Genomic DNA, 12372 nt, shown 5'->3' with positions numbered 1-12372 from the left:
GTTCTTAAGCGGAAGAAAATAGCTGAAATGGAAGCAATCGATGGATCGGCTTGACTGCGAACGGATGTTCGTTGCGGTGCTGGATACGGGCAGTTTTTCTGCGGCGGCGCAACGGCTTGGAACGAGCAGCGGTCAGGCGTCCAAACTCGTGTCACGGCTGGAAGCCGATCTGGGTGTCCAGCTTATCAAGCGCACCACGCGCGCCTTGTCGCCGACCGAGGTGGGGTACGCCTATTATGAGCGCATGAAAGGCCTGTTGCAGGACTTTGACGCGCTGGAAGCCGCGGTGCGCAATGCATCGGGCGCTCCGACTGGACGCATCCGGCTGACGGCTCCCTTGTCATTCGGCACCTTGCGGCTGACGCCCGTATTGCTGCAATTCGCGCAATCTTTTCCAGATATCCAGATTGATGTGAGCTTTTCTGATCGGGTTGTCAGTCTGGTCGATGAAGGTTTCGATATCGGGGTTCGGATCGGAAAGCCGCTCGACAGCAGCCTGATTGCCCGCAAACTGTGCGATGCGCGGGTGGTTCTGGTGGCCGCACCCTCCTACCTTGCCGAACATGGAACGCCGGTTCATCCACAGGAACTGACGCAGCATAGATGCATCATTGATACGAATTTCCGCGATCCTTATGTCTGGCGTTTCGCTTCCTCACAAGGCGGCGAGGGTGAGGCGGTCAATGTTGCAGGCCGGTTGCATTTTTCCAATGGCGAAGCCTGTCTCGATGCGGCCCTTGCCGGATTGGGCATAGCCCACGTCCCAACATTCATTGCCGGGCCGTCCATCCGTGAGGGCGGGTGCAGCGGCTCCTTGGCGAGTTTGAAAGCGCGCCGCTTGGCATCCATGCAGTCTATCCGCCTGCGCGCCATCTGGCGATCAAGGTACGCACCCTCGTCGACTATCTAGCGGAGAGTTTTCGCGGTGAGCCTGACTGGGATCGCGGTTGGAACTAAACAGGTTGCGGCCGCCGGAAGGCGGGCGTCGGCTCGCAGGTTTTAGCCTGCGGTGTCTTGTTCAAGCCGGCGCCAGTTGACGACAAGCTCTTCACGGAAAGCAAAGCGCACCAGATGCCGCACGACCACATCCTGCAACTGTGTCAGCGAAGGCTGATCGGGCGAGGTGAGGGCGATATGCAGAAATGCATCATCGGCCCGTAACCGGCAGTCGCCGATGGAGAAGCTGATCTGCCCCGCTGCCGGATCGAAAGTGACCGGCAGCTTATGCGCAAAATGCTTGGCCAATTGCTGCAAATAGCGGCTGGCATGGGCGGTCGCGATGGACGCTTCAGAATCCACAACCGTATTCGACGTGTCCATCAGCTTTCCTCCACAATGCGGGCAGCTTCGTTGAGTGCGGTGACGATGGCTTCAGCGCTTGCGGCATCCATCGGTCCACGATGCAGCCTTTGGCGAACCGTCATCTTCAGACTTTTCAGCGCGTGAATGACGGTGTGCGGCATCTCGCCGTTGTTTTCGGCAAAACTGCTTATTCTGCTCAAAAGCGCATCGGCTGCGGCACGGTTTGCGACCAGAAAGGCCTCACCCTCTGCCGTGATGCGATTGAGCTTCTTGCCTGAAACGCCGGGTTCGGTGACGGTGTAGCCCATGTCGTCCAGCCATGAGAGCGTCGGATAGATCACGCCTGGGCTTGGCGTGTAAACGCCTTGCAGCCGTTCGGAAATATCCTTGATCAGCTCATATCCATGACGGGGACGTTCGGCGATCATGGTAAGGACCAGCAGGCGCAGGTCGCCATAATCGAAAATCCGCTCACGACGGTGACCGCCTCGGCCACCACGTCGTTCGCCCCGATGGTCGTCATGTTCGCCATAGGAATGTTCCCCGCGATGACGGCCATGCCCACCGAAGGGACCACCCCGGTGACCGCCGCGATGATCGCCATGGCGACCGTGACGATGGCGGGTTTCTTCTTGTTCCGGATGATTTGGGCGATCCGGATCGCCATTGCTTGTGTTTGTCATGACCACAAGATAAATCCCGATATATCGAAAAACAAGATATATCGGGATTAATTTTTCGTAATGCGTTTCGGTCTGTCACTTGAACAGAAGGTCGACCTGCGCTTCGAACATGGTTGCGCTGTCGATCAGGCTATCCTGTCCGAGAAGGCCGTTATGGACGATGCTCATCCACACGGGCGCGGTCAGCAGATGCGGATAGGTTTTCAGGATGGTGCCCTTCAGCTCTCCGCGTTCTTCAGCCACGTCGATCAGCCAGCGTATCCGATCCAGAAAAGGCTCGTAGACCTCGGTGCGATAAACTTCCGTGAGATAGGGAAAGGCATGTCCTTCGGCGAGCACAAGCCGCGCCACAGTCGCGCGCCCCTTGTCCTCGATGGTCCGCATCACCGGGATCATGGTGCGTTTGCAATAATCGGAAACCCGCTCGTCCGCCCTGATCGGGAAGTTTTCAATCTCACCGAGCGGGTTGGTCACGATATCGCGGACGATGCCAGCAAAGAGATCTTCCTTGGTGTCGAAATAGCGGTAGGCCGTGCCTTTGGCGAGGCTGGCGCGTTCGGCGATACCGGCCATGGTCGCATTGGCATAGCCCTTGTCCAGAAACTCACGCATCGCAGAGCGAATGATCTGCCTGCGGGTGCGCGCCGTCTTCTCTGGGCTGGGACCGCGCGTTCTGGGCACCCTTGTTGCCGTGCGAGGCTCGGTCTTCTGCGCTTCAGCACGATTGGTCGTCGGATTGTTGACCATGGCTGTATTCCCTTCCTCATGGCATCGTCGTGTCAAAGCAGCTTGCAGAACGATTCCAGTTGAATTGGTGTTTTTGCGTGCTCCATCTTAGTGTTGTCGCGCATTATGCCACACAGAACTATTGCAGTTTTTTGCCGGGAATACTTTACGTGCACTATTGGCGATTAATTTTTGAAACCGCACCTACAGCGCGATTACATAAAACTTGGAGTCCACCGCCATGACAGGAAAACTCTCTGGCAGGGCAGACCGTTCCACCACGGTAAAACCATTCTTTTCATAAAAACGGTGTGCGCCGAGAAACTTATCCGTTGTTCCAAGATAAATGCGGCGAATGCCTTTTTCCCGGGCATGAGCGAGCAGGGCAGACAACAACTTGCTGGCAGTCCCAATCCCGGAACCCCGATAGGCAGCGGCGACGAACATTTTCCGCAGAGCGGCTTCGTTGTTGCCGATATCCTTGAGCGCGATTGTTCCTACGACATGCCCATCGTGTTCCGCAACCCAGAACTCCCCGCTGCCTAACCGATAAAAGCTGTCGATGGAATTGAGGTCGGGCTGGTCCTCGGCGGTTATGGCGATGCCATATTCGTCCCGCTGGATCGGCAGGATAACGGAAAATACGCCTTCCAGATCAGTTGGTTGAAAAGGGCGAACGGAGACGAAAACGGGTGTGGTGGTGTCGGCCATAAGGGGAGCATTTCATCAAAGGAAAGGATGACGGATTGTTAGCGCAAAATCAGCTGAGATCAATCGGTTCTGACGAGCGTGGGTGTGTCGCTCCGCAGTCAGAACTTGCGATAGATAAAGCTATCCGGGATGGGAGCAGCGGCGTTTTCCTGCGCCATGGCCGTCACCGTATCGCGCAGCGGTGAGCGTACACAGACCGGATCGGTCGCGCTTGCATCACCAGCCAGCGCCATCGCCTGACAGCGGCAGCCGCCGAAGTCTATCTCCTTGCGCTCGCAACTGCGGCAGAGGTCGGGCATCCAGTCATCGCCGCGATAGGCATTAAAGGCCTCGCCATCAAACCAGATATCGGCCAGTCCCTTATCGCGAACATTGTCGAAGCGAAGCGACGGGATTGTTTCTGCGGCATGGCACGGCAGCACGCGCCCGTCGGGCGTAACATTGAGGCCAACCCGGCCCCAACCGCCCATGCAGGCTTTCGGATAGGACGAATAATAATCAGCCGGAACATAGTCGATCACAAGTCGGCCTTCGAGACGCTTGCGCGCTTCAGCGACGGTCTGGTTGGCTTTGGCGACCTGATCGCGTGTCGGCAAAAGCGCCGCCTTGTTTTTCTCCGCCCAGCCGTGAAATTGCACGGTTGCAATTTCGATGCGGCGCGCGCCAAGCGTTAGCGCAAGCTCCAGCATCGCGTCGAGCTGGTCCATGTTCTGCTTGTGGCAGACGGCATTGACGGTCAGCGGAATGCCCGCCGTCGTGACCCAGTTCGCGACGGCCATCTTGCGTTCGAACCCGCCTTTATATCCGCCGATACGGTCAGCCGATGCGGCGTCGGTGCCTTGTATGGAAAGTTGCACATGGTCGAGACCAGCTTGCCCGAGTGCGTCCACACGCGCTTGCGTGAGACCGATGCCCGAGGTGATGAGGTTCGTGTAAAGCCCAAGCTTGACTGCGGCCCCAGTCAACTCAAGAAGATCGCGCCGCGTAGCCGGTTCTCCACCGGAAAGGTGCAGGTGCAAAACGCCCATTTTGGCGGCCTGACGAAAGACCTCTATCCACTCTTCAGTCGAAAGCTCCTGCTTTACGCCAATCAGTTCCAGCGGGTTGGAACAATAGGGGCAGGCAAGGGGGCAGCGATGCGTCAATTCGGCAAGCAAAGCTATCGGCGGCGGTGCCAGCCGTTTCAGCTTTGCTTCCTGAATTGCCAGATTCATGTCTGAACCTCGATCATGCGGCGGTTGGCCAGTTCCTGAACGAAGGCCAGCACATCGCTGCCGACCTGTTCGCGTGGCGCATTGAATTCCAATGCAAAAGCATCGCAAATCGCATCGATGCTGCGCACACCATCAAGCGCATTGACGATCAGGATCGCAATATCGTCGAGGGCCATGGCGCGCTCTGGCGCCAGAAGCACGGTTTGTCCGCGCACCTCATCGACGCGCAGTCTCACACCACGCGCAAGCGTTACGATATCGGCCGGTTTGATGGCGACGCTGCCTGTCTCGCTCATGCGGAAACCCTCTTTTCTGCCAGAGCCTTGTCCCATGCGGCATTCACGCCTTGCCTGCCATCCCACGCGCCAGGCGGGATCATGCCGGGGGCCACATAGGCCGCATAAAGCGCATCAAGCTGCGCCCACAGCACATCCGTTTTGAAGGTCAGGGCAGCGGCCACAGCATCCTGCTTTTCCAAAGTGTCGGCATGTTCCAGCACATAGGCAAGACCATATTCGACATCGACCGGCGCTTCGTTGAGCCGCTGGCGGAAATAGGACAGCGCGTCTTCATCGGCAAAGGCATAATGCTTCAACAGACCCGCAATGCGGTCTTTATGGATCTTCGGTGCGAAGAGTTCTGTCAGCGACGATGCGACCGCATCCAGCAGCGGCTTGTCACGGACATAGTGGACATAAGCACCCACCGCAAAGCGGGTTGCCGCCAGAATGCCCTTGCCGGACGCCACATAGTTGGGATCAAGGCCAACGGCTTCGGCCAGCTTGAGCCAGCGCCGGATGCCGCCGCCTTCATGGATGCCGCCGTCGTGGTCTTCGATCCGCGAGCGCCAGGCGCGGCGCATATCGACATCCTCGCAGCGTGAAAGGAACGCTGCATCCTTCATGGGAATGCTGCTTTGATAGCAATAGCGATTGATTACCCAGGCGCGCACTTCCGTGATGGTGCATTCGCCGCCATGCAGCCGGATGTGGAACGGATGCTTGTCGTGATAACGCTCGTGACCGATGGCCAGAAGTCGGGCGTGGAATGTGTCCTTGTCGGCAGCGTCTTTCATAAAGCGATCTCCTTGCCGTCAAAGGCGATTTCGAACCCGTTATCCTCGACCAGCTTCCGTTCGGGGCCATCACGCCAGACCGGGTTCGTATTATTGATATGGACATATATCTTGCGTCGCACGGCCACCTTGGCGAGCGCTTTCAGGCTGCCCTCGTTGCCCGAGATGGACATATGCCCCATGCGTTGACCGGTCTTGATGCCGGTGCCGGATTTGATCATCTCGTCATCGGTGAAAAGCGTGCCGTCGAAATAAAGAATTTCGGCGCCGCTGATCCGAGCCTTGAGATCGTCGCGCAGCAGCGCACAACCCGGAATGTAATAAATCCGGTGCCTGACCGTGATGAGTTCGACCCCAACCGTCTGCTCGCCCTCAAGTGCCGTGTCCGGGTTTTCGCTTTCCATGAAGAGCGGCACTTTTCCGGGCACGGAAAACAATCGCGCCTCGATGCCGGGCACCAGCATGAAGGGCTCATTCAGCGCCACGATTTCCTGCGTTACGAAAGCCGGATCGAGCGCATTGAAAATCGGATTTGCAGCGAGAATATCGCGAATGGCAGCAGTCATCACCAGCCGGAACGGCTGCTTTTCCCGCAGCGTCAAAAGACCGGCGATGTGATCTATATCGCCATTGGTCAGGAGCACGGTCTTGATCGGACTGTCACGCAACGCTCGCGGATGCAAGGCGGGTGTGTTGATCAGTTGCTGTCGCAGGTCGGGCGATGCGTTGAGCAGCGCCCAGCTGTCGCCATCCGATGTGACGGCCAGCGAGGACTGGGTTTGCGGCATAATTCCATCCGGCAGGCCCAATCGCGCCAGACGGCAGTTTTCACAACCACAATTCCACTGAGGGAGACCGCCGCCAGCGGCGGCCCCAATCACGATTGCGCGGAACTCCGTCATGAAACTGTTCCCGCGTCTGGGGAGACAGTTCAGAACAGGATTGGTTCGTCACCGTCTGCCGGTGCATAGCGATTGATTTCCATGCCGCAGCTAACTTCGATGAACTTCGGTGCATGCCAGGACAGAGATTTCGTCATGCGGCTTCTCCTTGGTTGGACGAATGATAACATTGTACCACCTATAAACTAGGAAGAGCCGCGCCGTTTGGTAGGCCAGATCAACCCAATTTTACCACAGGCTCAGCTATGTCGATAAACGCCTTGTCCTATCTTGCGCTATCCGTTCCGCCCTTCTTGTCCTTGATCGGCGCGTTGCCGTGGATGAGATCGCGCCCGGCATAAATGCCTTCGGTCAATTCGATTGTGAGGCGATCACTGTCGCGGCGGCGAACATCTTCCATGACACGCGCGCGCTCCTCTTCATCGACGTCCAGCATTTCCAGCGCTTTTTCGCCAAGAGCCAGCGCCGATTCAAAGGTCTCGCGGATTTGATATTCGACACCCGCATTGATGAGTTCGATGGCATGTTCGCGGTCGAGGGATCTTGCCAATACCGGAACAAGCGGAAATTCCGCCTTCACCAGTTCCGCGATTTTCAGGCTGGCTTCGCGGTCGTCAACGCTGATGACGATCAGTCGCGCATGATGTGCGCCCGCAGCATGCAGTATGTCGAGGCGCGAGCCGTCGCCGAAATAGACCTTGAAGCCGAAGTCCTTCGCGTTGCGGATGGCATCGGTGTTGGTTTCAATAATGGAAATCGAACAGCTGTTTCCAAGGAGCGGCTGGCTGACGATCTGCCCGAAACGGCCAAAGCCGATCAGGAGGACGCTGGCGGACAGATTGTCCGCCGTCTCGACATCTTCCATGGAAGGCACGGGTTTTGGCATCAGCCGGTCATGCAGGATGATCATGATCGGCGTGAGCGCCATGGAGACAATGATCGTCGCCGTCAGAATCGCATTGGCCTCGGCATCGATGATGTTGACCGCCGTGGCGGCAGCATAAAGGACGAAGGCGAACTCACCGCCCTGCGCCATCAGAACGGCCCGTTCGACGGCTTCACGGTTGCTGGCGCGAAACAAGCGGGCAACCGCATAGATACCGAACATTTTCAAGAGCATATAGGCGATGACCGCAACGATGATCAACTGCCAGCTGGCCGCAATCACCGCAAGGTCGAGCGACATGCCAACGCCGAGAAAGAACAGGCCGAGCAGCACACCGCGAAATGGTTCGACATCGGCTTCAAGCTGGTGGCGGAAGGTGGATTCCGACAGCAGTACGCCAGCAAGAAATGCGCCCATCGCCATCGATAGCCCGCCGAGTTGCATGGCAAGCGCTGCACCCAGCACGACGAAAAGTGCTGCCGCCGTCATCACCTCGCGGGCTTTGGCTTTGCCGAGAATGCGGAATAACGGGTCGAGCAGATAGCGCCCGGCCAGGATCAGGCCGACGATGGAGGCAAGCCCGATGGCAATGCCGGTCAGACGGTCGGCGAGCGTCGTTTCTTCGCCGCCCGGTGCCAGAAAGGCCACGAGCGCCAGAAGCGGCACGATGGCTAGGTCTTCGAGCAGCAGAATTGCAACGATGCGGCGACCTTTCGGCAGACCCATGGCCCGCCGTTCTTCCAGCATTTGCATCACGATGGCAGTCGACGTCAGCACGAAACCGGTGCCTGCGACGAAGCTTTGCGCAACCGGATAGCCAAGCGTAAGGCCGACGATAGTGAGAAGACCGATACAGAGTGCCACCTGTGCCAGACCGAGACCGAAGATTTCACCGCGCATAGACCACAGGCGCGAGGGCTGCATCTCCAGACCGATGATGAACAGGAACATCACCACGCCGAGTTCGGCAACATGCAGGATCGCCTGCGGATCGGAAAATAGTCCAAGACCGAACGGCCCGATGATCAGCCCGGCTGCGAGATAACCGAGAACCGAGCCGAGACCGAGCCGTTTGAACAAAGGCACTGCAATGACGGCTGCGCCCAAAAGCACGACGATGGGGATAAGATCGAAACCGCCATGATGGGCGGCTTCGGCGGCGTGGGTTGCGGTTTCAGCAGCGGCCATCGGCTATTTCCTTGCCAGTGCCAGCATTTGGCTGGCAAAAATGTGGGGGAGAGCAAAGATTGCAAAAAGAATCGGGTGTTCCGAAGTCAATGTATCGCTACGGTTGAGGAGGAGCGAGTCTCGGCATGTTCTGCACAAAGCAAATATTGCGGGGCTATGGTCTATTGCAATTATTTTTTGTAGTCTCCATGTAGTTTGTGCCCGCTAGAGGAAGCGGGCTATGGGGAGGTCCGCCGCAAGGCGGCTTTGCGTCTGATTTGGGAGGACATATGCGTAGGTTTATTCTGGCCGTAACGTCGGTCGCTGCTTTGGCAATGATGGGAGCCGGTTCGGCGTCGGCGGAAGATTACAAGCTGCTCGCGCCGGCTGCCCCGGGCGGCGGCTGGGACCAGACGGCACGCACGATGCAGAGTGTGCTTCAGGACGAAAAGATCTCCAGCAGCGTACAGGTTATCAACGTACCGGGTGCCGGTGGCACTATCGGTCTGGCGCAGTTCGTCAATCAGAACAAGGGCGACGCCAGCCAGCTGATTGTTGGCGGTTATGTGATGGTCGGCGCAATCCTGACCAACAAATCGCCGGTAACGCTGGATCAGGTCACGCCGATTGCGCGCCTGACAGGCGAATATGAAGCCATTGTTGTTCCCGCCGCATCCGATATTCAAAATCTCGGCGATCTCGTCGCCAAGCTGAAGGCCGATCCTGGTTCCGTATCCTGGGGTGGCGGTTCGGCAGGCGGCACCGATCACATCACGGCTGGCCTTTTTGCAAAGGCGGCTGGCGTCGATCCGACCAAGGTGAACTACATCGCGTTTTCAGGTGGCGGTGAAGCATTGGCCGCTATTCTCGGCAATCAGGTGACGGTCGGCATTTCCGGTTACGGCGAATTCGACTCGCAGATCAAGGCCGGTACGCTGCGCATCATCGGCATTTCCAGCGATGAGCGAGTGGAAGGCATCGATGCGCCCACCTTTAAGGAAGGCGGCGTGGACGTCTCCATCCAGAACTGGCGCATGGTTGCTGCCGCTCCGGGCATCACGGCTGAACAGGAAGCCGCGATCAACGCCGATGTCGAAAAGCTCGTGAAATCGGAATCCTGGCAGAAGGCGCTGAAGGATAAGGGTTGGGCCGATACCTATCTCGCCGGTCCGGCATTCAAGGAACAGCTCGCCAAGGATGTCGCGGCGACTGAGACAATCCTCAAGGAAATCGGCCTCGTCAAATGACAGGGTCTCAACAGCACGATGAGCGTCGCCCTGACAGGGCGGCGCCGGATATCGCCGCTCTTGTCATCGCTTTCATTCTGGCTGCCGTTTCGATCGCCATTGCCTGGTCCACGGCCTATGGCAACGAGGTGACGAGTTACTCGCCGGTCGGCCCGAAAACCGTTCCGTATGTCGTTGCCGCAGGATTGTTCGGCCTTGCCATATGGACAGTTATCGAAGCGCTACGCGGTGATTTTCCCGAAAGAGAGCATCAGGAAATTGCCCCCATGGCGTGGATCATCGGCGGTCTGGCTATCCAGATGCTGACGATGAAGACAGCCGGGTTTTCGCTGGCCACCGGATTGCTGTTCGCGGCAACCGCACGCGGCTTTGGCTATCGCAAGTTCTGGATCAGCGTTCCGGCAGGCATCATCTTTGCCTTCGTGATCTGGTTCATATTCGCGCGTGGTCTTCAGCTGTCGCTGCCATCCGGCTGGCTTGAACGTTTCGTCTAACGGCGAGGGCACATTATGGATACTGTAGCACTTCTCGCCAACGGACTGCTGGTGGCGTTGGAGCCATCGAACCTCCTCTATGCTCTGATCGGCGTGACGCTCGGCACGGCAGTCGGCGTTTTGCCGGGCATCGGCCCGGCGCTGACGGTCGCGCTTCTGCTGCCAGTTACCTACAAGCTGGACCCGTCCGGCTCGCTCATCATGTTTGCCGGTATTTATTATGGCGGCATGTATGGCGGCTCGACCACTTCGATCCTTCTCAATACGCCGGGTGAAAGCGCCTCCATCGTCACCGCGCTGGAAGGCAACAAAATGGCAAGGGCCGGGCGCGGCGGGCCAGCACTGGCCACGGCTGCCATCGGCTCATTCATTGCGGGTCTTATCGCCACGCTTGCGCTCGCCTTCGTCGCGCCGTTCGTGGTGAAATTCGCGCTATCCTTCGGCCCGTCAGAATATTTCGCCCTGATGTTGCTCGCTTTCATGACAGTCTCGGCGGCTTTCGGCGATTCCACCCTTCGCGGCCTCACATCGCTATTCATCGGACTTGCGCTTGGCCTGATCGGTATCGATCAGCTGACCGGACAGGCGCGCCTTGTGATGGGCACGCCGAACCTGCTCGACGGCATCAATGTCACGACGCTTGCCGTGGCGCTGTTTGCTATCGGTGAAACGCTGGCGGTGGTGTCGAAGAAGCTCGGCCCGGACGATGAAGTCATTGCCGTCAAAGGCTCGGTCTGGATGACCAAAAACGACTGGAAGCGCTCGTGGATGCCATGGCTGCGCGGCACGGCCATCGGCTTCCCGATTGGGGCCATGCCTGCGGGCGGTGCCGACGTATCAAGCTTCCTGTCCTATTCGGCGGAACGCCAGTTCTCCAAACATCCGGAAGAATTCGGCAAGGGCGCAATCGAAGGTGTTGCCGGGCCAGAAGCTGCCAACAACGCTTCGGCTGCCGGAACGCTCGTGCCACTTCTGACGCTTGGTCTGCCGACCACTGCTACAGCCGCGATCATGCTGGCTGGTTTCCAGCAGTTCGGCTTGCAGCCGGGACCGCTTCTTTTCGTGACCAATGCTTCGCTGGTCTGGGGACTGGTTGCGAGCTTGCTCGTCGCCAATCTGATGCTGCTGGTTTTGAACCTGCCGCTGATCGGCCTGTGGGTGAAGATGCTCACCATCCCGCGCCATTGGCTTTATGCAGGCATTCTGGTGTTTGCGACACTCGGCACAATTGGCGCCAATGCGTCCACGTCGATGCTGTTTGGACTGCCGGTTTCCTTCGAACTTGGCCTGCTCCTGGCATTCGGCCTGCTCGGCTATGTGCTGCGGCGCTTTTCCTATCCGATTGCGCCAGTGGTCGTTGGTCTGATCCTTGGGCCGATGGCGGAAAAGAGCTTGCGTCAGGCGTTGCAGATCAGTCAGGGCAACCCGATGGCGCTCGTCCATTCCTGGGTGTCGGTCGCGCTGATCGCGCTCGCAATTGCCGCTGTCGTCGTGCCGATGATCATGCGCCAGCGCGGCAAGGGCGATCTTTTGAAGCAGATGGCCACCGACGAAGATTGATCAAAAAAGAGGCTCCGGCAGCACCGGGGCCTCTTGATAGCTCCGATTTGGTGACACGGAGTTGGACATGTAGTCATCGGGACAAGAAGCTAAAATTGATCTCATTGAAAGGGAGATCATTATGCATAAGTATTTTTTATTTATCGTATTCGGCGCTGCTTTTTTTCCGAACACCGGTGCTTACGCCAACATCCGGACCAGCCTTCATAACCCGCCTGCAATGACACATATTCACCTGGCTCGCGATGCGAGGCAAGTAAATAAGCGGTATATAGGTGGTTTTGATACGGAAGATGAATGTAAGAAAGTTTGCCGTATCACTCCAGGAGATAACTACTGGTACTGCACGCGCTATTATACTATTTGGGATTGTCGTATATGGAGCAACTAGGGAAAGTATAGGTT

Annotated in this window: 14 protein-coding genes; 4 read left to right on the top strand and 10 right to left on the bottom strand. The window is 57.8% G+C overall.

The window, feature by feature from the left end:
• Positions 1–40: 40 nt before the first annotated feature.
• Positions 41–910 (top strand): LysR family transcriptional regulator, encoded by an 870-nt coding sequence (locus QLQ11_RS14645; protein ID WP_371835954.1) that lies wholly within the window; start codon positions 41–43, stop codon positions 908–910.
• Positions 911–999: 89 nt separating this feature from the next.
• Here QLQ11_RS14645 and QLQ11_RS14640 read toward each other — a convergent pair whose 3' ends face one another.
• The 10 genes from QLQ11_RS14640 to QLQ11_RS14595 all read right to left on the bottom strand — a co-directional run bounded on the left by QLQ11_RS14640 (position 1000) and on the right by QLQ11_RS14595 (position 8687).
• The gene (locus QLQ11_RS14640; RefSeq protein WP_109367260.1) at positions 1000–1320 is read right to left on the bottom strand and encodes a DUF2218 domain-containing protein; all 321 of its coding nucleotides are present in this window, start codon (positions 1318–1320) and stop codon (positions 1000–1002) included.
• Positions 1320–1985, bottom strand: coding sequence for a PadR family transcriptional regulator (locus QLQ11_RS14635; RefSeq protein WP_121538269.1), 666 nt, complete (start codon positions 1983–1985; stop codon positions 1320–1322). Before QLQ11_RS14635 ends, QLQ11_RS14640 begins: the two co-directional genes overlap by 1 nt.
• A gap of 75 nt (positions 1986–2060) precedes the next feature.
• Positions 2061–2732, bottom strand: a complete 672-nt coding sequence (locus tag QLQ11_RS14630; protein ID WP_109367262.1) for a TetR/AcrR family transcriptional regulator — start codon at positions 2730–2732, stop codon at positions 2061–2063.
• 183 nt (positions 2733–2915) lie between these two features.
• Entirely contained in the window at positions 2916–3422 is a 507-nt protein-coding gene (locus tag QLQ11_RS14625) for a GNAT family N-acetyltransferase (protein ID WP_109367263.1), read from the bottom strand.
• A 98-nt stretch (positions 3423–3520) separates the two neighbouring features.
• Positions 3521–4636 carry a pyrroloquinoline quinone biosynthesis protein PqqE gene (gene pqqE / locus QLQ11_RS14620; protein WP_109367264.1) on the bottom strand — a complete coding sequence of 372 codons (1116 nt, stop codon included), beginning with the start codon at positions 4634–4636 and terminating at the stop codon, positions 3521–3523.
• The gene (gene pqqD, locus QLQ11_RS14615) at positions 4633–4932 is read right to left on the bottom strand and encodes a pyrroloquinoline quinone biosynthesis peptide chaperone PqqD (protein WP_109367265.1); all 300 of its coding nucleotides are present in this window, start codon (positions 4930–4932) and stop codon (positions 4633–4635) included. The genes pqqE and pqqD overlap by 4 nt, the downstream gene beginning before the upstream one ends.
• A complete protein-coding gene (pqqC, locus tag QLQ11_RS14610; protein WP_109367266.1) occupies positions 4929–5711 on the bottom strand; it encodes a pyrroloquinoline-quinone synthase PqqC in 783 nt (260 codons plus the stop codon). The genes pqqD and pqqC overlap by 4 nt, the downstream gene beginning before the upstream one ends.
• Positions 5708–6613: a pyrroloquinoline quinone biosynthesis protein PqqB gene (gene pqqB / locus QLQ11_RS14605; RefSeq protein ID WP_121538271.1), complete on the bottom strand. Its 906-nt coding sequence runs from the start codon at positions 6611–6613 to the stop codon at positions 5708–5710. Before pqqB ends, pqqC begins: the two co-directional genes overlap by 4 nt.
• A gap of 29 nt (positions 6614–6642) precedes the next feature.
• A complete protein-coding gene (pqqA, locus tag QLQ11_RS14600; RefSeq protein ID WP_078337071.1) occupies positions 6643–6738 on the bottom strand; it encodes a pyrroloquinoline quinone precursor peptide PqqA in 96 nt (31 codons plus the stop codon).
• A 140-nt stretch (positions 6739–6878) separates the two neighbouring features.
• Complete coding sequence (locus tag QLQ11_RS14595) at positions 6879–8687, bottom strand: monovalent cation:proton antiporter-2 (CPA2) family protein (protein ID WP_109367268.1); 1809 nt, start codon at positions 8685–8687, stop codon at positions 6879–6881.
• Positions 8688–8956: 269 nt separating this feature from the next.
• On the opposite strand from QLQ11_RS14595, the gene QLQ11_RS14590 reads away from it, so the two are divergent.
• The 3 genes from QLQ11_RS14590 to QLQ11_RS14580 are packed head-to-tail and all read left to right on the top strand — an operon-like array spanning position 8957 to position 11967.
• Positions 8957–9913, top strand: a complete 957-nt coding sequence (locus tag QLQ11_RS14590) for a tripartite tricarboxylate transporter substrate binding protein (protein ID WP_109367269.1) — start codon at positions 8957–8959, stop codon at positions 9911–9913.
• Positions 9910–10407: a tripartite tricarboxylate transporter TctB family protein gene (locus tag QLQ11_RS14585; protein WP_109367270.1), complete on the top strand. Its 498-nt coding sequence runs from the start codon at positions 9910–9912 to the stop codon at positions 10405–10407. Before QLQ11_RS14590 ends, QLQ11_RS14585 begins: the two co-directional genes overlap by 4 nt.
• Before the next feature lie 15 nt (positions 10408–10422).
• The gene (locus QLQ11_RS14580) at positions 10423–11967 is read left to right on the top strand and encodes a tripartite tricarboxylate transporter permease (protein ID WP_109367271.1); all 1545 of its coding nucleotides are present in this window, start codon (positions 10423–10425) and stop codon (positions 11965–11967) included.
• The last annotated feature ends 405 nt before the right edge of the window (positions 11968–12372 follow it).

Origin of the sequence: Ochrobactrum sp. SSR (assembly GCF_030067775.1) — a bacterium.
Classification (GTDB): Bacteria; Pseudomonadota; Alphaproteobacteria; order Rhizobiales; family Rhizobiaceae; genus Brucella; species Brucella teleogrylli.
This window is presented reverse-complemented; position numbering and strand designations above follow the sequence as displayed.